Below are 20,936 nucleotides of genomic sequence, written 5' to 3' on the forward strand. Positions count from 1 at the left end.
TCTAGCGCCCCGCGACCGGCTGGGTCGAACCCGCATCGTGCGTCGCATGCTGCGGCGCGGCCGGCGCGCCGCCGGACGACTTCGCCGCAGCGGCCGCGCGCATGGCCGCGGTCGACTGGTCCAGCACGATCTTGCCGCCCTGCAGCATGATGACGCGCTGCGCCGACGCGATCGTCTCCGGCCTGTGCGCGACGATGAGCCGCGTCATCGCGAGCTGCGTGACGGCCGCGTTGACCTGCTTCTCGCGTTGAATGTCGAGATGGCTCGTCGCCTCGTCGAGCACCAGGATGGCCGGCCGCTTGTACAGCGCGCGCGCCAGCAGCACGCGCTGCTTCTGGCCGCCGGACAACACGGTGCCCATGTCGCCGACGAGCGTGTTGTAGCCCATCGGCATCGCGGCGATGTCGTCGTGCACGGCCGCGATGCGCGCGCATTCGGCCACCCACTGCGGGTCCGCATCCGGGTCGAAGAAGCTGATGTTGTCCGCGATCGAGCCCGCGAACAGCACGTCGTCCTGCAGCACCGTGCCGACGAGCCCGCGCAAGCGGTCGATGCCGAGCCGCGCGACGTCGAGGCCGCCGATCCGCACGGTGCCGCCCGTCGGTTCGTGAATCCCGAGCAGCACGCCGATCAGCGTCGTCTTGCCGCAACCCGACGGCCCGACGATCGCGACCGATTCGCCGGCTGCGATCGTCGTGCTGACGCCGTCCAGCACCAGCGGCTCGCCGTCCGCGTAACGGAACGACAGCGCGTCGATCTCGATGCTCGCGTCGAGCGCCTCGGCCTCGCCCGGCACGTTGCGCAGGCTCGCGTCCGGCTCCGCCTGCGCGAACACGATGTCGGCCAGCCGCTCGCCCTGCAACTGCAGCATCCGGACTTCGAAATACTTGTCGATCAGGCTGCCGACCCGGCTGTCGAACTGGCTCTTGTACGCGTTGAACGCCATCAGCACGCCGACCGTGAATTGACCGTCCATCACCATCCGCGCGCCGAGCCAGATGATCAGCACGTTCTCGATGCCGAACAGCAGGCCGTTGAGCTGCTGGTAGAAGATCTGCAGCTTCTGCACGTGCAGGCCCGCATTGACCTGCTCGACCAGCAGCGTGATCCAGCTCGCACGGCGCTCCGCCTGCCGGTTGAACAGCTTGATCGTCTTCACGCCGCGCACCGTCTCGAGGAAATGGCTCTGCTGCTTGGCCGCGTGCACGATCTGATCCTCGGTCGCGCGCCGCAGCGGCGCGTACCACAACCATCGGACGAGCGCGTACAGCGTCATCGTCGCCAGCGCGACGACGCCGAGCACGCGGCTGTACACGAACATCATCGCGAGCGTGACGATCGTCATCAGGCCGTCGATCACCGCGCCGAGAAACGACGTGGTCAGCGTCTGCTGAATCGTGTCGATCGAACCGAAGCGCGACACGACGTCGCCGAGATGGCGTCGCTCGTAATAGCGCACCGGCAGGCTCAGCAGATGCGTAAACACGTTCGCGCGCCACTGGATGTTGAGCGTGACGCCGACATACATCAGCGCCCACGCGCGCATCGCGCCAGTCGCCTGCTGCATCAGCAGCAGCAGCCCGAACCCGAGCGCCAGCACCGTCAGCAGGTCGCGATCGGCGCTGACGATCACCTCGTCGATCACCCACTGCAGGAAAAACGGCTGCACGAGCATGAACACTTCGAGCGCGATCGCCAGCCCGAGGATCTGCGCGAGCGAGCGCGACAGTCCCGACACCGGGCCCAGCAGTTCGCGCAGCTTGACGGCCGGGCGCGCCGCGCGCGGCGCGAAGCCGGCGGCCGGCCACAACTCGAGCGCGACGCCGGTAAATGCGCGCGACACGTCGGCGAGCGGCACCTTGCGGATGCCGTGCGACGGATCGTGAATCGTCGCCGTCTTGCCGTTCACCTCCTTCAGCACGACGAAGTGGTTGAAATTCCAGTGCAACAGGCACGGCAGCCGAAGCTGCCCGAGCTGCGCGAGGTCGAGCTTCACGGCACGCGTGCCGAGCGCGAGGCGCTGCGCGACCTCGATCACGCGACCGAGGCCCGCCCCCTTCAGCGAGACGGGGAATTGTCCGCGCAGCGTCGCGAGATCCATGTGATGGCCGTGATAGCCGGCCACCATCGCGACACACGCGAGCCCGCATTCCGCGGCTTCGGTCTGCAGGATCATCGGCAGCCGGCGGCCGAGGCCGAACGAAAGTCGATCGAGCAATGCCATGCGCGGCCTCGTCAGAGTTTGCCGGTCAGGCTGTAGAGCGGCTCGAGCACCCACTCGTACAGACGCCTGCGTTCCTGCAGGATGTCCGCCTGCAACGTCATGCCTGCCTGCAACGGTTGCCGAGCGCCATACGCGGTCACGTGCTGCGCATCGAGTGCGACGATCACGCGGTAGAAGGTCGCGTCGCGCCCTTCGCCCGGCGTCGCCGCCGGCCCGCCGTCGTTCGCGAGTTCGGCCGCCGACAGCGCCGTGCGCGCGATCGACACGACCATCGCGCGGTACTGGCCGAACTTCTGGTAAGGAAATGCCTGATAGCGGATCAGCACCGGTTCGCCGACCCGCACGAAGCCGATCGCCGTGCTCGGCACGAACAGGTGCGCCTGCCAGCGCGCGCCGCCCGGCACGACGCTCGCAAGCGGCCGCGACGGGTCGACCGACTGGCCGACATCGGCGATCGCGGCCGTCACGGTGCCCGTCTCCGGCGCGGTGACGACGATCCGGCGCTTCGCCTCGCTTTCGATCAGGTTCTGGTCGACGTCGATCACGTTGCGGTCGATCTGCGCGAGCTGGTTCTGCTGCTTGAAGCCGAGCCCCGCCAGTTCGTTGCTCGCCTCGGTGAGCGATTGCAGCGTCGAGGCGCGGTCGCGCAGCAGCCCGTTCAGCTTCGACTGCTGGTCGAGCAGATCGGCCTCGCGCTGCTGCGCCTGGTCCTTCGAGATGTAATCCTGCGCGAGCAGGCCACGATAGCGCTTCGCGCCGTCGGCCGCGATCGACGTGCGCAACCGCTGGGCTGCGAGCTGGTCGTCGATTTGCGCGAGCGTGCCTTTCAGGTTCGCGATCTTCGCGCGCAGCGTGTCGCGCTCGTCCTGCTGCAGGCTGCGCGTCTTGTCGATTTCCGCAAGCAGCGACGCCTTGCGCTGCCGCGCCTGCGCGATCAGCGCCGCTTGCGTTGCACCTTGCGCCGCGCTTTGCAGGTCGGTCGACACCGTATAGAGCGTCTGCCCGCGCGTCACGCGCTGCCCTTCCTTCACGTCACGCCCGACGACGATGCCCGGCTGCAGTGCGTAGACCTTGACCAGCCCCGCATCCGGCATCACCACGCCGGCGACCGTCGTGCGCCGCGTATAGATGCCGAACGCGAAAAACAGCACCACGCTGGTGGCCATGACCAGCGCGACGGCCGTCAGCAGCGTCATGGACATCGGGTGCACGAGCACGATGTCGCCCTGCACGCGCATCCGTTGGGCCTGTGCCGCTTCAGAACGAAAGAGACCGAACTCCATTTTCACCAACGTATCGCCAAATGTCGGAATCGGTTGCCGCCCCGCCGCGCGCCGCGGCCGGCCAAAGCGATCCGGTATACAAAGAAGACCCGTGCATACCGGATCGTCGGTTCCATCATCGGGAAACGCGGCGGCTACCGCGTCGCCTCGAGTGCGGCAACTCAGTAGATCGGGCCGCCGAACAGGCCGTCGAGCAGGTTCACGGCGGCGGTCGTGATCGTCTCGCCGATGTTGTATGCCTGCTTGACCGGTGCGGCGAAGATGCCGAACGTCAGTGCATTGCCGATGCTCTCCGCGGTGCTGCCGCCCCATTCGATGATGTTGCCCAGCGCGGACGGGATGCCCGGGCCGCTGTAGTAGCCACCGGCAACCTGGGCGATTTCCTGCTGATTCAGCTCTTGCATTGCATTTCTCCAGTTTGAAAATGCTAGATAACCCATCTAGCGGGGCATCGAACAACGCCGCAATTGCGACGCAGGTCAATACGTTAAATTCATTTAAACTTTCGAACGGCGCGATTACATCGCCCGAACTGAATTAAAACAATGAAACCATTCCATTTAGAATTCCGCGCAATATGCCGCCTATTAAAATTAATCGATCTTTCGCCATAATCGGCAGGCCTGACAGTAATTCGCTTGCGGCAGCGAATATTCCTCACCGCGCCCGCCGCCGCGGCGCGAGCGTGCCGGGCAATGGGCGTGCAGGCGCCGCCGCGCATGGATGCCGCAACATCCGCACGTCATGAAACATGAAAATCAAAACGAGAACGAATAGCCGACCTAGAATCGATCGAAAACGATTTCACTTCAAATGTCGCCCGGCAAATCAGCTAAACGCCGCTGAATGGACTGACCGGCACCCAATCTCCCCTCTGAAATTCTTACAGCCCTGAATTCGACGGCCCAATCATCCGACACTTTCACGGCTGTCTTTGTACGATACCGCACCATCGGGCTAACCCGGTATTTCGATCGGTTTTACTTGTTTTTTATTGAGAATGGCGGACTTGAATGCCGCGATTGAATGCCCGCAGTTGATTCTGTCAAGCGCGTGTCCTCGCGATCGGGCCGCCGGGTGAAATCCGCCGCGCTCGCAGGCAACCGTCATGTTCGGACGGGCGACGACGGTGCGGAACGGACGGATGCGCGCCGGGCCATGCAGGCGGCCCGGCGCACCGGCGGCCATTACGCCGCGTTCGGCTTCGCGAGTTGATCCGCGACGGGCAGGCTGCGGATGCGCGTACCGGTCGCCGCGAAGATCGCGTTGGTCAGCGCCGGCGCAACGGGCGGCAGGCCCGGTTCGCCGACACCGCCGAGCGGCGTCGCGTAGTCGTCGGGGGCGACCAGATGCACGCGGATCTCACGCGGCGCCTCGTTCATCCTCAGCACCTGGAAGCCGTTGAAGTTGCTTTGCTCCGGACGGCCGTCCTTGAACGTGATCTCGCCGTGCAGCGCGATGCCGAGCCCCATCACCACCGCGCCCTCGAGCTGCGAGCGCACCCGCTCGGGATTGACCTGCGGCCCGCAGTCGATCGCGATGTCGACGCGCGGCACCGAGATCCTGCCGTCCGCGCCCACCTGCACCTCGCACACCGCGGCGGTGTACGACACGAAGCTGCGATGCGCGGCGATCCCGAGCCCGTGCCCCTTCGGCAGCTTGCGCCCCCAGCCGGCTTCGCGCGCGACCGTCTCGACCACGCGCCGCAGCCGCCCGGTGTCGACCGGATACAGCGCGGGATCCTCGCCGTAGTTCGTGTTTTTCACCGTGATGTGCGGCTCGAAACGCCGCGCGGGCCCGATCAGGTCGAGCAGGAAATCCTTCGGATCGCGGCCGGCCGCATGCGCGAGCTCCGCTACGAAACTCTGGATGCCGAACGCATGCGGGATGTTGTACACCGAGCGGAACCAGCCGATCCGCGTGTGCGCTTCGGCGGCCGGATTCTCGATCCGCACGTTCGGAATCGCGAACGGCAGATCCGCGATGCCTTGCGCGAGCTCGCCCGGCTGCTCATGCACGACGCCGGCCCTGAACGTCGACTGGATCGACGGCGCGACCGTGCGATGCTGCCACGCGACCACCTTGCCCGACGCATCGATGCCGCCTTCGAACGCTTCGAGCGACACCGCATGGAAGTAGTCGTGCGCGATGTCGTCTTCGCGCGTGAAGGTCAGCTTCACGGGCGTGCCGACCGCCTTCGACAGCAGTGCGGCTTCCACCACGTAATCGGGCTTGGACTTGCGGCCGAAACCGCCGCCGAGCAGCGTCACGTTGACCGTCACGTGCTCGGTCGGCAAGCCGAGCGCCTTCGCGACCTCGTCGCGCGTGGTCTGCGGCGCCTGCGTGCAGGTCCACACTTCGCAGCGGCCGTCGACCACCCGCGCGACGGCCGCGGGCGGCTCCATCGTCGCATGCGCGAGATGCGGGATGTAGTACGTCGCCCGCACGCGCTTCGCGGCGCCGGCAAGCGCGGCTGCCGCGTCGCCGTCGTTGCGGATCACGTCGCCCGGTTGCGCGGCGGCTGCTTCGAGCGTCTTGCGATACGCGGCGGAGTCGTAGCCCGCGTGCGGCCCGTGCTTCCAGTCGATCTTCAACTGCGCGCGTGCCTGGATGGCCGTCCATGTATCGCGCGCGATCACGGCCACGCCGCCGAGCGGCTGGAAGCCGGACGGCAGCGGCGTCGACGCCAGTTGCACGACCTTGACGACGCCCGGCAGCTTCTCGGCGGCCGACGCATCGAACGATGCCACCGTGTCGCCGTACGCCGGCGGTCGCGCGACGACCGCATACAACATGCCGTCGAGCCGCGTATCGATTCCGTACTGCGCACGGCCGCCGACGATGTCGCGCCCGTCGATCAACGCCGTTTTGCCCTTGCCGATATAGCGGAATTCGGCCGGTGCCTTCAGCACGAGTGTGTTCGTATCCGGTACCGGCAGCGCGGCCGCTTTCGCCGCCAGCTCGCCGAAGCCGAGCGTGCGCCCGCTCTTCGTGTCGACGACTTCGTGCACCGTCACCTTCACCTGTCGCACGTCGACGCCCCACGCGGCAGCGGCCGCCTGCGCGAGCATCGTACGCGCGGCCGCCCCGGCGCGGCGCAGCGCGGCGAAGCTCTGGCGCAGGCTGCGCGACCCATCGGTGTTCTGGTTGCCGTAACGCGGCTCGTCGCCGACCGCTTGCGCGACCTTCACGCGCGCCCAGTCCGCGCCGAGTTCGTCGGCCACCACGAGCGCGACGCTCGTGCGCACGCCCTGCCCCATCTCGGAGCGGATGCAGGTCACCGTGACGGTGCCGTCCGGCGCGATCGCCACGAACAGGTTCGGATCGTCGCGCAAGCCGTGCGGCATTCCCGCGCCGCCATACTGCGGATTCGCGCTGACGGGCGGCTGCACCGGCACGGCCGCGTGCGCGAGCGACGGCACGCCGAACGCGAGCAGCAACCCGCCGGACGCGAAGCCGAGCAGCAGCGCGCGACGGCTTTCGTTGTGGACAGCGAGTGCGGGCGCGCTCATGCGGCACCTCCACGGCGCACGGCCAGCCGGATCGCCGCGCGAATGCGCGTATAGGTGCCGCAGCGGCAGATGTTGCCGGACATCGCATCGTCGATGTCGGCGTCGGTCGGATGAGGGTTCGTCTTCAGCAGCGACGCGGCCTGCATGATCTGCCCGGACTGGCAGTAGCCGCATTGCGCGACGTTCAGTTCCTGCCACGCCTGCTGCAGCGGATGCGTGAGGTCCGTCGACAGCCCCTCGATCGTCGTCACGCGTTTGCCGGACGCCGACGCGACCGGCGTGATGCACGCCCGAATCGCCACGCCGTCGAGATGCACGGTGCACGCACCGCACAGCGCCATGCCGCAGCCGAACTTGGTGCCGGTGTGGCCGAGAACATCGCGCAGATACCAGAGCAACGGCATGTCGGGATTGCCGTCGAAGTGCTGCTCGCTACCGTTGACGGTCAGCGTGATCATCGTTCACCTCCTGGTTGCGACGCCCGCCGGGCAGGCATCGAGTGGGGATTCGAACGGCGCGGCGCACATTCCGAACGATCAGGCAGGCGTGGCGCCGTGTCGTCGACCGTGTCGCGTGCACGCACGGCCGGGCAGAGGCCGCGAACGATGCTGTCGGCCGGTTGCCTGCGCAACCTTTCAACCTCGTTGCGGCCGGCCGCTCGTTCGCATGGATTGCCGCCCGCATTATCGAACCATTTCCGATTTGACGTCGGATCGCGACGATTCGGGAGTTTTAGGCAAGTGGGGAGAATGCGCGGCCGGGAACGGGACGCGTCGGGGCCGTGGCTTTCGAATGAATCGGGACGATGCGTTCCGGGGCCGCCCACATGCAAGCATCCGGCCAGCCTCGCGGCCGAACCGGATGCTCGATGGATGCGCCGAACGCGTCGAAACGCGCTACAGCTCGGTCTTCCTCACGGCGACCGCAATGTCTGTAACCCCAGCGTGAGGGCGTTGAACGGCATTTCCACGGCGCCCATCGAGAAACTCGTCGTCTTCGTGGGCACGCCGGGCGTGCGCATCAGCGCATGAACGATCCGCTCGCTCGCATGACCGTCGCCGTACGGATTGCTCGCACGCGACATTTCCTCGTAGGCGCTCTCGCTGTCGAAGAGCCGCGACGCCTCCCACACGATCCTGTCCTGGTCGGTACCGACGAGCCGCGCGGTGCCGGCCTGAATCGCCTCGGGCCGCTCGGTCGTCTCGCGCGTGACGAGCACCGGCTTGCCGAGCGCGGGCCCCTCCTCCTGAATGCCGCCCGAATCCGTGATGATGAAATGCGCGCGCGACATCAGGAATACGAACGACAGATATTCCTGAGGCTCGATCAGGTAGATGTTCTCGATGCCGCCGAGCCGCGCGCGCGCCGGTTCCCGCACGTTCGGGTTCAGGTGCAGCGGATAGACGAATTGCGCGTCGCGATAGCGGTTCGCCAGCGTGCACAGCGCATCGCAGAAATGCCGGAACGGCTCGCCGAAACTTTCGCGGCGATGGCCGGTGATCAGCACGACGCGCCGCGACGGCTCGAGAAACGGGAAGCAGGCGGCGATCCTCTCCGACAGCGCGGCCGTGCGATCCAGCATGCGCTTGACCTCGTGCAACGCATCGATCACGGTATTGCCGGTCAGCGAAACCGCCCCGCCCGGCACGCCCTCGCTCAGCAGGTTGTCGCGTGCCTGCCCGGTCGGCGCGAAGTGCCACGACGACACCGCATCGGTCACGCGGCGATTCAGCTCTTCCGGCCAGGGCGACCAGATGTCGCCGCTGCGCAAGCCGGCTTCCACGTGACCGACCGGCAGATAGCGATAGAACGCCGCCAGGCTCACCGCGAGCGTGGTCGTCGTATCGCCGTGCACGAGCACGACGTCCGGCCGCAAATCGTCGAAGACCATGCCGATCGACTGGAGAATGCCGGTCGTCACGTCGGTCAGCGTCTGGCCCTGCCGCATCAGGTTGAGATCGTAGTCGGGCTTGATGTCGAACAGCGTCAGCACCTGGTCGAGCATTTCCCGATGCTGCGCGGTCACGCATACCCGGGCGTCGACATCCGCTTGCGCCTTCAGCGCGCGCACCAGCGGCGCCATCTTGATGGCCTCCGGCCGAGTCCCGAACACAAGCAAGATCTTCTTCATCGTTGTCCTCGTTTAGCCCTTCGCGCCTGGCGAACCTGCACGTGGCGCGAAGCATGCATTCGGGCGGCGCATCCCGTACTCGCACGATCAACACGCGGCGGTGTTGCGGGGCGAGCGCGCCGCCTCGTCCGCGCGGTCCGGGCCGCGCGAATCGTCGTACTACCGGCGTCCCGTTGCGCTGGATCGATCAGTCATGAGCCGTTCCTCGCCGTGTCGAGCATCACGTCCTCCCACTACAGCAATATTCAAACCAGCCGGCCCGCATCCCGGCCCGCGTCACGCCCTGGCCGCCGCGTGCGGACGGTGCGTGACGGAATGTTTCACAACTGCTACGGGCATGCACATGACCGGTCGACACGACAACGATAAACAGCAGGACGCTCATGCGATCCGTCTGACGACGTCGTCCGAGGAATCGTGCATGCATGTCGGGCGCCCGTGGCACCGTGAATCGCGCGCATCTTTCGATGCGCGTTGCGTCGTCTCGATTCGCCGCTTTCGTCTGCACAGCGCGCGGCGCGCACGCGAGCGTCGGCCGCCGTCGCGCGCACTGGATTCCCTCGACATCCGGCAGTCCTTGCATCGCACGAATCCGGTCGCGGGAAATGTTGCGGATGTGTAACGTCGATCCGGGCGCGTCAAATACATCGGAGTCCGGTCCATTTGTCTCATATGAAAACCGCGCTCGTTTCGACCGCCGAATCGACGCGCGAACGACGAACCCGGCACGATCTCCAGTCGCGCACAGCGGCGTCGGTCAACGCACCACCGATCGACGCGACGACCCGTCGCCGTGCGAACGGCTCGTCGCGCGCAACCGCCTGCGGCAGGGTCCGATGCGATGCGCGCACGCTGATTCGTCAGTGAATCAAAACACGCCGCCCGCGCGCGTGCCGCATCGGCCTCCCGCGCTCGGCCCCTTGCTGCGCGGGGCATCCCGGCAGATGGCTCAGGCCTTGCTTGATGTCGGACAGGTGCGTCCCGCGGCACACGCACGGCAGCAAACGGACAGGGACGCCAAAGCAACGAAGCCGGGAGGCGACGTGACGCGTCCGTCCGGGGCAACCGACAATCGCCCCGCCACGACGAATGCGCTACCGCTTCCCTTTGACATCCGCGCGATCCACGGAGCGCCTTCAGCGCGCGTCGGTCGTCGTCGCGGGCACGGGGACCAGGACATGAAGCACACGCGGACGGCGTCACTCTGCGAGCATGGCATCCTGCTGCTGCTCGTGCTCGCCTGCGCGCTGATCGTGCGCGACACCGCCTCGCAGGCAAACGCCGAACCGGCCCGGTTCAGCGTGGCTGCCGTAACCGCCACGAACGCTGCAGACATCGCGATCGCGATGGAGCGTACCGCGCTCGACGGCGTGACACGCTCGATCGCCGCGCGGGCCTCGCCCGATGCGGACGCCTCGCTCGAGCCGCCGCTCGCCACCACGCCGGGCATCGCGTTCGATCCCGAGTGGCTGCTGATGCCGTGCGTGGCGTATCTGTGGCTATTCACGCTGCTGACGTGCGCGTATGCCGCCCGGCATTACGTATTCAGCCTCGACCGCCTGTTCAAGCCGCAGCATGCGCCCTACCGGACGATGACCCACGGCGATTGGCCGCGGCTCACGGTGTTCGTCGCCGCTCACAACGAGGAAACCGTCATCGTCGATTGCCTGATGGCGCTGCTGGCCACGACCTACCCGCGCGACCGGCTGACGATCATCCCGGTCAACGACCGCTCGACCGACAACACGCGCGCGCTGATCGACGAAGTCCGGGCACTCGCGCCCGAACTCATCCGGCCGTTTCACCGCGAGACCGGCAAGCCGGGCAAGGCCGCCGCGCTGAAGGATGCGCTGCGCTTCATCCGCGGCGACATCATGGTGGTGTTCGACGCCGACTACCTGCCGCGTCCGGGGCTGCTGAAGGAACTCGTCGCGCCGTTCTTCGATCCGGAAGTCGGCGCGGTGATGGGCCGCGTCGTGCCGCAGAACGCCGACAGCAACCTGCTCGCGCGGCTGCTCGATCTCGAGCGCGCGGGCGGCTATCAGGTCAATCAGCAAGCCCGCAACAATCTCGATCTCGTGCCGCAGTACGGCGGCACGGTCGGCGGCATCCGCAAGGGCGCGCTCGATGCCGTGGGCGGCTGGTGCGACGACACGCTCGCCGAAGATACCGACATGACCTACCGCCTGCTGCTGAGCGACTGGCGCACGGTCTATCTGAACCACGCCGAATGTTATGAGGAAGTGCCGGAGCGCTGGGCCGTCCGCGCCCGGCAGCTGACACGCTGGGCGAAGGGTCACAACCAGGCAATGCTGCGCCATCTGGTGCCGGTGCTGCGCAATCCGCTGATCTCGCGGCGCTGCCGGCTCGACGGCGCACTGTTGCTCGGCGTGTTCGCGATGCCCGCGCTGCTCGCGATCGCGTGGAGCGCCGCGCTCGCGCTCTACCTGTTCAACGGCGTCAACTCGACCGCGCTCGGCCTGCTCCTGTCGCTGTTCGCGCTGTTCTCGTTCAGCACCTTCGGCAACTTCGGCGTGTTCTTCGAGATCGTCGTCGCCGCGCGACTCGACGGCCGCGCGACGCGCCTGCGGCTCGTGCCGGTCAACGTCGTCGGCTTTTGCGTGACGATTGCGGCGGTCGTCTCCGCGCTCTGGGGCCTCGCGCTCGACGCCGCGTTGCGCCGCGAACTGAAGTGGGACAAGACCGAGCGTTTTCGCCGGCAGTTGAAACCGGAGCGATGAGCGATGACGACCTTCGACGTGATGGTGCCGGTGGCCGGCGTGCTCACCCTGCCGTTCCTGCCGATGCTGCATGAGCTGATCCGGCGCAGCGACGTCGCGGCGCTGCCGATCGGCGACGGGCCGTTCGTCGATCAGGCGTTGCTCGCCGCGCGCTGGCACGACGCGCTGCGCGCGCACGTGGCCGGCACGCCGCCGGCGGATGTGGCCGGCACGCCGCCGGCGGATGTGCCCGCCGCGCCGCCATGGCAAGCGCTCGGTCTCGCCGTGCAGCACGCCGACGCGATCCACGTCGCACGCGACACGCATCGCGACGACGTGCTCTACGCCGATCGCACGATCACGCTCGACGACGGCGCGCGGGCAGCGTACGCGTTCGCCGACGAGCGCATCGACATCCGCGCGGGCGCGACGGTCGGCACGCTCGCGCATGCGCCGCTGATCGACGTCGACGGTGCGGTGCTGCGCGGTGTCGTGGTGGGCGACACGGTGCGTATGCGCGGCGCCGGCGGCTTCGCGTGCCTGTACGGCGAGCCGATCGTCTTCGGCGCGGCGCCCGGCGCGCGTCCGGCGGACACACCGGCCGCCCCGCGCCGCGCGATCTCGCTGACCCGCCACTTCGCGTCGCTGCCGCATCGCTTCCTGCACGGTCGCTACCTGTTGTCGTGCGACGTTCGCCTGCCCGCGCACACGGTCGTGCAAGGCAACCTGATCGTCGAAGGCACGCTCGTGCTCGGCGAAGGCTGCGTGCTGCGCGGCAGCGTCAAGGCGCATCGCGTCGAACTCGAACGCCACGCGTTGCTGCACGGCGCGGCGTTCGCGCGCGACGACGTGTTGCTCGCGAGCGGCAGCTGCATCGACGGCGTCGTGTCGGCCGGCGGGCTGCTGCGGCTCACGGGGGCGCGCATCGGAGTCGCCGGTCATCCGGTCAGCGCATGCGCGCGAGACGTGTCGATCGTCAATCACGCCTGCGTGCATGGCGATCTCGTCGCGTGGCGCAGCGGCTGGTTCCACACATCCCGTTAAGGAGCGCGTCATGTCCGATCGCCCCAGCCATCGCGGCCCGCGCGTGCCGGTTGCCACCCTCGCGATGCTGTGCGGCATCGCCTTCGGCGCGCCCGCGGCGCTGGCGGAGCAGCCGGACGACGCCGACGCCACGCCGGCCCTGCAGCCCCCGGCCCCCGCGACCGTCATCACGCCACGGATGCGCGACGAGTCGATGTTCGTGCGCGTCGACGCCGAAGGCCTGCCGGACGGCGTGCCACTCGCCGAGTTCACGCCGGAGGATACGAACCGGCCGCCGCTGCCCGATGCAATCGTCACACATGTGCAAGCGCCGCAGGAATCGCATACCGAACTGTCGCTCGGCTATTCGAGCGCGCACCTGACGCACGGCTACGGCGACTGGTACGGCGTGCATCTGCGCGGCGTCTACCAGGACGGCGGTCGTACCGTGCTCGGCGAACTCGCGCAACTGCACCGCTTCGGCGAGAACACGCAGCTCGGCGCGCTGACCTACGTACAGAACCTCGGCCCCGACTGGTTCGGCGGGATCGGCTTTTCCGGCACCACGTCGGGCACGATCCTGCCGAGTGCACGCGTCGACGTGTCGATCAACCGCAAGCTATTGTCCGATCGTTCGCTCGTCGTGTCGCTCGGCGCCGGCTACGCATGGAACCGCAGCGGCCACCGCGATCAGCTGTATCACGCCGGCGTGATCTGGTATGCGTTGCCGAAGTGGATTTTCGAGGCGGGCGCGAACTATACGGTCGATTCGCCCGGAGCGGTGAAGGCGCCCGCCTACTACGGCGCCGTCACCTACGGCGAAGTCGGCAAGAGCGTGATCGTGCTGCGCGGCGGCGTCGGCCGCGAGGCCTATCAAGTGACAGGCTCCGGCACGCAGATCGCGGATTTCCGCAGCCACGAGATCACCGCGAAATGGCGCTACTGGTTCACGCGCAAGTGGGGCACGCAACTCGAATTCAGCTATTACCACAACCCGTATTACTCACGGATCGGCGGCGAGCTCAGCGTCTTCTATCGCTGGTAACCGGGCGGACGCCATGCACACGCATCCCGTCGGTCCTCCCGTCGACCGTTCGCTGCGCACGCACGCGCACCCGCAGCGCTGGCTGTCGTCGATTGCGCTGCTGACGCCCGCGCTTTACGCGTCGCTATGGTTCGGACTGCCGCTGGCGTGGCGCTACTGGCGCGCGGTCATGGCGTGGGGCGCGCACCAGATCGATCCGGCGCTTCACGTGATCGTGATCGGTTATCCGCCCGACGCGCCGCGCGTACCGCTGCTGTCGATCGACGTTGCGGCCCGCATGCCGGGCGACGTGCTGCTGGCCATCACCGCCACGCTCTGTGCGATCGGCTTCGCCGCGTCTTTCATCCGGCGGACGAGCTGGCTGCCTGTTGCATATCTGTTACGTATCGCGAGCTTCACCCAGCTGCTGATTTGCGTGTACTTCTGGCTCGCGCCCGGCACGTTCCCGTATGTCCCGCACCTGCATCTGCGCGACATGTTCGTGTTGCACGGCGCGGCGATCGCGCTGATTCCGCTGGTCATGGCCGCGCTGTACTACCCGCTCGATTTCTCGCTGCTGCAAAAGGCCGCCGCGTCGCTGCTGGTGCTCGGCTACTTCGTGTTCGCGCTGCCGTTCGTGCTGCTGCTGCACGCGGCGATCGTCCATCACGGCTCGTTGCTGTTTCTGCCGTTCTGCTATTTCCTGCTCGGCGGGCCGCTGCTGATCGGCCTGCTGGTCACGCTCTACACCTACTGCGCAAGCTGGCCCGGCGCGCTGACGCGCGATCGCGATTCCGTCTGCTGATAGCGCGTCCGGACGCGCCGTATCAGCGATGAAACGAATCCGCCGTGTTTCCGGACCTGCCGCCCGGCCCGCGTAGCAGGAAGCCAGCAGGACCGGGCCTCCTGCGCCAATGGCACGTTGTTCGCTTCTTTCGACGTGTCGCATCGAGTCCTCTCATCGGCGAAGGCAGCGCGGCACCCGGCGCATTTGCGCAGTCCGGCCGCCGTCGACGCGCGCCGCTCGATCGCCGACGAACCGGGCAGCCGCACACACCTGCGGGGCTGGATTGGTCGACCTGGCGGCACGCGCATCACGGCTGCCGCACGCCCCCATTCCTTGAGCGAGGAGCACACCATGTTGGCAAAGTCAGGCAAGTTCTTGCGGACCCTGTTCGCGCTGTTCGCGCTCGCGTTCGCATTCAGTCCGGGCGGTGTTCAGGCGGCCACCAACCAGCTCCTTCTGCTGGTGCCCGACACGCTGACGCTGCCCGATCCGCGCGTGTCCGCATGGCTCGACACTGCGCAGGAGGAAGGGCTGCAGATCACGGTGATGACCGACAGTCAGTTCATGGCGGCCGGCGCTTCGCTGTCGCAGTATCCGGGCCTGATCCTGCCCGATCAGGTGCATACGACGGCGGCCGACACGTTGGTCACCGCGATCCAGAACTATGCGCTGAACGGCGGCAAGGTGATGCTCGTCTACGATTTCGGCGTGCTGAATTCCGCCGGCTTCTACGTCAGCCCGAAATCGCGCTTCAGCAGCATGGTCGGTGTGGACTACGTGCTGTATGACCAATACGGCGGCAACATGATCGGCCTCGGCAACGTGACCGGCATGAGCAGCTGGCTGCGCACGCTCCAGGTGCCTCCCGGCAAGTCGATGGCGTGGACCACGACGTCGTCGAGCACCACGACCGCGACTGCGCTCGCGTCGACGAACAGCACGAGTACGTCGACGAATTCGACGTCGGGCACCGCGCAGTTTCTGGCTGCCAGCCCGTCGAACCCGGGCGGCCTCGCCAATTACAACCACGGTGCATGGTTCCAGTACACGACGTCGCCCACGGGCAGCGGCGTGCTGAACCAGGCGGCCCCGAAGCTGACCGGCACCGTCACCGGCAAGCTGAAGAAGACCACGACGTACGCCGCCAATTCGCTCCTGAGCACGTCGACCGGCAAGACGGCCAGCACGCTCGCGTCGACGCTGGCCACCACGACCGACACGCTCGAAGGCATCTCAGGCTACGTGTACGGCTTCCTCACCTATCCGAGCTTCGTCACGCAGGGCACGTACACCGGCACGACGATCCTGACCTCGCCGAGCTTCGGGCTGGTGTCCGGCTACAACACGTACGGCAACGGCGGCGTGCTGTTCGTCAACCTGCCGCTCGCCTACCTCGACGGCCAGACCGACGGCATGCTGATTCACGGCTACCTGCATTATTTCGGCACGCAGATGCTGAACCTGCCGTCGCTGTCGCCGCTGCCGAAGGCGATGGCCGGGCTCGTGTTCAACTGGCACTTCTGCGCGGGCGACCAGATCCAGCCGGCGCTTCAGTTGAAGAGCCTCGGCGTGTGAAACAACGGGCCGTTCTCGCTCGTGATCACCGCGGGCCCCGATGAAGCGACCTTCGGCGACGGCAACGGCATCAACCTCGCCAACAACCCGACCGCGCAGAATCTCGTCAAGTATTTCCTGACCAAGGGCCAGCACGTCGGCAGCCACGGCGGCTGGATTCACGACTACTGGGGCGCGAATGCGAGCGAAACGAACGCGAGCACGTTCACGCAATACCTGGTGATGAACCACCAGGCCGTCCAGGCCGCCACAGGCCAGCCGGACGTCGAGTACGCGGCGCCGGAAGGCAACACGCCGACCTGGTCGGTGAACTGGCTCGAGGCCAACGGCTTCAACGGCTATTACTTCACCGGCCACACCGGCTCCCCACCGACTCGCGCGTACCGCAACGGCGCGCTGCTGAACCCGGGCCTGTGGGCTTACCCCGTGATGCCGTTCGGCAAGTACGCGACGTTCGAGGAGTTCCAGCAGTACGCGGTGCCGACCAGCGACGTGAACAACTGGTACGCATCCCTGATGAACTTCGTCGTCGCGAACCGCACGAGCCGGCTGATCTACGCGCACCCGCTCGGCGCGTCGTCCTATACGTCGACACTGTCCGCGATCTTCTCGCAGGCCAATATGCTGAAACTCACAGGTCAATTCAGGTGGTACACGATGAGCGACATCACGATCTTCGATCGTGCACGCCTGAACGTCACGTGGTCGGCTACCGATACGGGCAGCGGCTGGGCTTTCGCCGCCAGCCACCCGACCAGCCTCGCGAACATGACGTGGCTGCTGCCGAAGAAGGGCTTCGCCATGCCGATCATCACGCAAGGCTTCGGCAGCGTCGGCATCACCGACTCGACATACTGGCTCGTGACCGCGAACAGCGGCACCAGTCTCAAGTTCACCAGCGCCAAGGTGCACTGAGCCGCGACATCGACACACCCGCCGGCGCGCGACGCGGCCAACGCCGCGCCCGGCGGATTTGCGCAGGACCACCGCGCAGGAGCCCCCGATCATGAACCGGCCCGCGCTTTTCCCGGCTGCACGCACCCGCGTGGCAGCCACCGCCCGGCTATGCCGCCGGTGGTGCGTCGCCTGCTGTGTCGCATGGTGCGGCGTGGCGCTGCCCGCGTGCGCCGCCGACCTTCAGCTCAATGGGCTCTACCAACGCCCCGACGGTGCGATCACCGTGCGCCTGAACGGCGCCGGCATCGATCCTTATTTCGCGGCGAAGGCGCTGCTCGGCGCCGCAGACGCCGGGCTCGACGCCCATCAGGCCGCGCTCGCATGGATCGCGTGGCTGTTGCCCCGCCAGCGCCCGGACGGCGGCTTCGATCGCTACTGCGTGAAGAGCGGCCAGTACAGCGCCTGCGCCGAAGCCGACGCCGACGACGCGATGATGGCGACCTGGATCGAACTGCTCGCCCGCTTCGCACCGCCCGAGGGCCTGCCCGCCGCATGGGAACTCAGCCTCAATCGCGCGGGTGCGCATCTCGACACCTTGCTCAGCAAGCCTGCGGGCGTTTATCAGATCTCGTCGACGCTGCACGTCGCGCTGCTGATGGACAACGTCGAGGTACACAGCGCGTTCCAGGCGCTCGCGGCCTATTACGCCCGGCACGCCGACTACGCGCGCGCCGGCCCGTGGAGCCAGCGCGCCGACCGGCTCGCGTCCGCGATCCTGAAGGTGTTCTGGCGCGGCACGCAGACCGGCTTTCGCGCGAGCACGCAGCGCATCAGCGATACGACGTTCTATCCGGCGAAAGTCGCGCAGATCTTTCCGCTTCTGTCGGGTATTCAGGTTCCCCAACAATCGAACGAGACGATCTACGCGCAGTGGATGCAGAAATACGGCAAGACCTGGCTGCAACTCGCCGGCTCGGACTATCCGTGGGGCTTGATCGCACTGGTCGCATTCAAGATGAACGACTGGAGCACGGTTGCGTGCTGGCATGCGCGATCGGGCCCGTACCGGCACGGCGCACACTGGAACGTACTGGAGGAAGCGCTTTATCTGGCATTCGAAAGCCGGATGGCCGACCCGGTCGCGCCCGCGCAATGCGGCTTCACGACGGCGGCGACAACGGAGACCGCGTCACGCTGATCCACGCGTGCGCCCGGTCCGGGGACATCTACAGGGAAGGAGACGTGTCATGTGTGGCATCGTCGGCGCGGTCGCGCAACGGGACATCGTCCCGATTCTGATCGAAGGTTTGCGCCGCCTCGAATATCGCGGCTACGATTCGTGCGGCGTGGCGACCGTCGTCGACGGCCAGGCACGCCGCGAGCGCAGCATGTCGCGCGTCGCCGATCTCGACGCCCACGTGCGCAGCGCCGGCCTGACCGGCAGCACCGGCATCGCGCACACACGCTGGGCGACCCACGGCGCGCCGGCAACCTGCAACGCGCATCCGATCTTCTCGCGCGACGAAATCGCGCTGGTGCACAACGGCATCATCGAGAACCACGAAACGTTGCGCAAGCAACTGTCGGACGCACACTACGAGTTCGACGGACAGACCGACACCGAGGTGGTCGCGCACCTGATCCACAGCAAGTATCGCGGCGACCTCCTCGCCGCCGTACGCGATGCAACCTCGCAACTGCACGGCGCCTACGCGATCGCGGTGTTCAGCAAGCACGAGCCGCAGCGGCTGATCGGCGCGCGGGCCGGCTCGCCGCTCGTGGTCGGCGTGAAGGACGGCGAATGCTTTCTCGCGTCCGACGCGCTCGCGCTCGCCGGCATCACCGATCGCTTCATCTTTCTCGAGGAAGGCGACATCGTCGAGCTGACGCCGGGCGGCGTGCGGGTGCTCGATCGCACGGGTGCGCCGATCGAACGCGCGATCCAGACCGTGTCGTCCACGCAGGGTGCGGTCGAGCTCGGACCCTACCGGCACTTCATGCAGAAGGAAATATTCGAGCAGCCGCAGGCCGTGGCCGCGACCATCCCCGATGCCGGGCTGTTCGATCCCGCGGTATTCGGCCCGGACGCCGCGCGCGCGTTCGAGCAGATCGACAACGTGCTGATCCTCGCGTGCGGCACGAGCCACTACTCCGGGCTGACTGCACGCCGCTGGCTGGAGACGATCGCGCGCATCCCCGCGCAGGTCGAGATTGCCAGCGAGTACCGTTACAGCGACGCGCTCGCGATGCCGAATACGCTGGTGGTCAGCGTGTCGCAGTCCGGCGAGACCGCCGACACGCTGGCCGCGTTGAAGTATGCGCAGGCGCTCGGCCACATCGACACGCTGGCGATCTGCAACGTGCCGACCAGCGCGATGATGCGCCAGACCGGCCTGCGCTTCCTGACGCGGGCGGGCCCGGAAATCGGCGTTGCGTCGACCAAGGCGTTCACGACGCAACTCGTCGCGCTGTTCATTCTCGCCGTGACGCTGGGGCGGCTGCGCGGCTACGTCGACGACGCCCAGCTCGCGCGCTATACGACGCAGTTGCGGCGCCTGCCCGGCGCGCTCGAGGACGTGCTCGGGCTGGAACCGCAGATCGAGCGCTGGGCGGCGGAATTCGCACAGCACGAAAACGCGCTGTTTCTCGGGCGCGGGCTGCACTACCCGATCGCGCTCGAAGGCGCGCTGAAGCTGAAGGAGATTTCGTATATCCACGCGGAAGCGTATCCGGCGGGCGAGTTGAAACACGGGCCGCTCGCGCTCGTCACGCATACGATGCCCGTTGCCACGATCGCGCCGAACGATGCGTTGCTCGAAAAGCTCAAGTCGAACATGCAGGAAGTGCGGGCGCGCGGCGGGCAGCTTTACGTGTTCGCCGATGCCGACACGCGGATCGATAACGGCGAAGGCGTGTCGGTGCTGAGGATGCCGGATTACTACGGGTTGTTGTCGCCGATCCTGCACGTCGTGCCATTGCAGTTGCTCGCGTATCATGCGGCGTGCTTGCGGGGCGCGGATATCGACAAGCCGAGGAATCTGGCGAAATCGGTGACGGTGGAGTGACGAGCGGTTCTTTGACGCCGGCGGACCCGTGAAGGTCGTCAATTGATCAAACTGGCCCGCCCTACACGATTCGAACGTGTAACCTACGGCCTAGAAGGCCGAAAGACACAATATTCCTCCACGTTGATCGAATTTCACCGATCCAAAAAACATCATTATTTACAGTTACTTATCAATGACCACACCCCTGCTATGTTGACCTAGATTGATCTAGCCACCTAGAATCCTGAGGCTAGCCCAATTTCCGTCCCAGTCTTAGCTGGAAAATTCCGGCTCTTCGGGGCGGGCCGAATCGGCCCGATCAGTGCACTGGCGGGCGAATTCCGCCGGTGTCATCCACTGCAGCGCAGAGTGAGGGCGCGCCTCGTTATAGTACTCGCGCCAGACTTCGATTTTGCGTCTGGCGTCTTCAAGCGACAAGAACCCGTGTCCGTTGAGGCACTCCTCCCAAAAGCGTCCGTTGAAGGATTCATTCTTCGCATTGTCGGTCGGCTTGCCAGGACGCGAGAAGTTAACCGAGGCCGTTCTCCAAGATTGAAATGGCACGACGAAATCAGGCAGGTCAGTTGATTTGCAGGGCTGAGCCTCCCAGACTCTGATTTATTCGCAAACTGTCTATGTCGGGCGGATCGCCGAGCCTCGCATTGTGGCACCGGGCTGACGAGTATGATCCACCGGTCGCGACATATTCTTCT

13 protein-coding genes and 2 pseudogenes are annotated in these 20,936 nt (G+C 66.6%); 7 read left to right on the top strand and 8 right to left on the bottom strand.

Translation table 11 applies throughout. The features are described 5' to 3' along the window. Position 1: 1 nt before the first annotated feature. The 7 genes from HWX62_RS08290 to wecB form a co-directional block, all read right to left on the bottom strand. Positions 2–2,224 (bottom strand): peptidase domain-containing ABC transporter, encoded by a 2,223-nt coding sequence (locus tag HWX62_RS08290; RefSeq protein WP_175929442.1) that lies wholly within the window; start codon positions 2,222–2,224, stop codon positions 2–4. 11 nt (positions 2,225–2,235) lie between these two features. After that, positions 2,236–3,507, bottom strand: a complete 1,272-nt coding sequence (locus HWX62_RS08295; RefSeq protein ID WP_175929443.1) for an HlyD family efflux transporter periplasmic adaptor subunit — start codon at positions 3,505–3,507, stop codon at positions 2,236–2,238. 161 nt (positions 3,508–3,668) lie between these two features. Next, positions 3,669–3,911: a hypothetical protein gene (locus tag HWX62_RS08300; RefSeq protein WP_175881758.1), complete on the bottom strand. Its 243-nt coding sequence runs from the start codon at positions 3,909–3,911 to the stop codon at positions 3,669–3,671. Between the two features lie 553 nt (positions 3,912–4,464). Then, positions 4,465–4,695 carry a hypothetical protein gene (locus HWX62_RS08305; RefSeq protein ID WP_175929444.1) on the bottom strand — a complete coding sequence of 77 codons (231 nt, stop codon included), beginning with the start codon at positions 4,693–4,695 and terminating at the stop codon, positions 4,465–4,467. Then, complete coding sequence (locus HWX62_RS08310; protein WP_175929445.1) at positions 4,695–7,019, bottom strand: molybdopterin cofactor-binding domain-containing protein; 2,325 nt, start codon at positions 7,017–7,019, stop codon at positions 4,695–4,697. Before HWX62_RS08310 ends, HWX62_RS08305 begins: the two co-directional genes overlap by 1 nt. Further along, the gene (locus tag HWX62_RS08315; protein WP_175929446.1) at positions 7,016–7,477 is read right to left on the bottom strand and encodes a (2Fe-2S)-binding protein; all 462 of its coding nucleotides are present in this window, start codon (positions 7,475–7,477) and stop codon (positions 7,016–7,018) included. Before HWX62_RS08315 ends, HWX62_RS08310 begins: the two co-directional genes overlap by 4 nt. A gap of 455 nt (positions 7,478–7,932) precedes the next feature. Continuing rightward, positions 7,933–9,150 carry a UDP-N-acetylglucosamine 2-epimerase (non-hydrolyzing) gene (gene wecB / locus HWX62_RS08320; protein ID WP_175929447.1) on the bottom strand — a complete coding sequence of 406 codons (1,218 nt, stop codon included), beginning with the start codon at positions 9,148–9,150 and terminating at the stop codon, positions 7,933–7,935. Positions 9,151–10,328: 1,178 nt separating this feature from the next. Here wecB and HWX62_RS08325 point away from each other — a divergent pair. The 7 genes and pseudogenes from HWX62_RS08325 to glmS all read left to right on the top strand — a co-directional run bounded on the left by HWX62_RS08325 (position 10,329) and on the right by glmS (position 20,241). Continuing rightward, complete coding sequence (locus tag HWX62_RS08325; protein WP_175929448.1) at positions 10,329–11,891, top strand: glycosyltransferase; 1,563 nt, start codon at positions 10,329–10,331, stop codon at positions 11,889–11,891. A gap of 3 nt (positions 11,892–11,894) precedes the next feature. Then, entirely contained in the window at positions 11,895–12,914 is a 1,020-nt protein-coding gene (locus HWX62_RS08330) for a polymer-forming cytoskeletal protein (protein WP_175929449.1), read from the top strand. After that, positions 12,865–13,938 carry a YaiO family outer membrane beta-barrel protein gene (locus HWX62_RS08335; RefSeq protein ID WP_244135998.1) on the top strand — a complete coding sequence of 358 codons (1,074 nt, stop codon included), beginning with the start codon at positions 12,865–12,867 and terminating at the stop codon, positions 13,936–13,938. Before HWX62_RS08330 ends, HWX62_RS08335 begins: the two co-directional genes overlap by 50 nt. Positions 13,939–13,951: 13 nt before the next feature. Then, entirely contained in the window at positions 13,952–14,722 is a 771-nt protein-coding gene (locus tag HWX62_RS08340) for a hypothetical protein (RefSeq protein ID WP_175929451.1), read from the top strand. Between the two features lie 333 nt (positions 14,723–15,055). Further along, positions 15,056–17,194: pseudogene (locus tag HWX62_RS08345) on the top strand (hypothetical protein). Between the two features lie 91 nt (positions 17,195–17,285). After that, positions 17,286–18,374 (top strand): hypothetical protein, encoded by a 1,089-nt coding sequence (locus tag HWX62_RS08350; protein WP_175929453.1) that lies wholly within the window; start codon positions 17,286–17,288, stop codon positions 18,372–18,374. 49 nt (positions 18,375–18,423) lie between these two features. After that, on the top strand, positions 18,424–20,241 hold the full coding sequence (glmS, locus tag HWX62_RS08355; protein WP_175929454.1) for a glutamine--fructose-6-phosphate transaminase (isomerizing): 1,818 nt from the start codon (positions 18,424–18,426) through the stop codon (positions 20,239–20,241). Positions 20,242–20,496: 255 nt separating this feature from the next. On the opposite strand, the pseudogene HWX62_RS08360 reads toward glmS, so the two are convergent. Then, positions 20,497–20,757, bottom strand: a pseudogene (locus HWX62_RS08360) (transposase); the annotation flags it as partial. Positions 20,758–20,936: the final 179 nt, after the last annotated feature.

The organism is Burkholderia sp. BCC0506, from assembly GCF_902833145.1.
GTDB lineage: Bacteria > Pseudomonadota > Gammaproteobacteria > Burkholderiales > Burkholderiaceae > Burkholderia.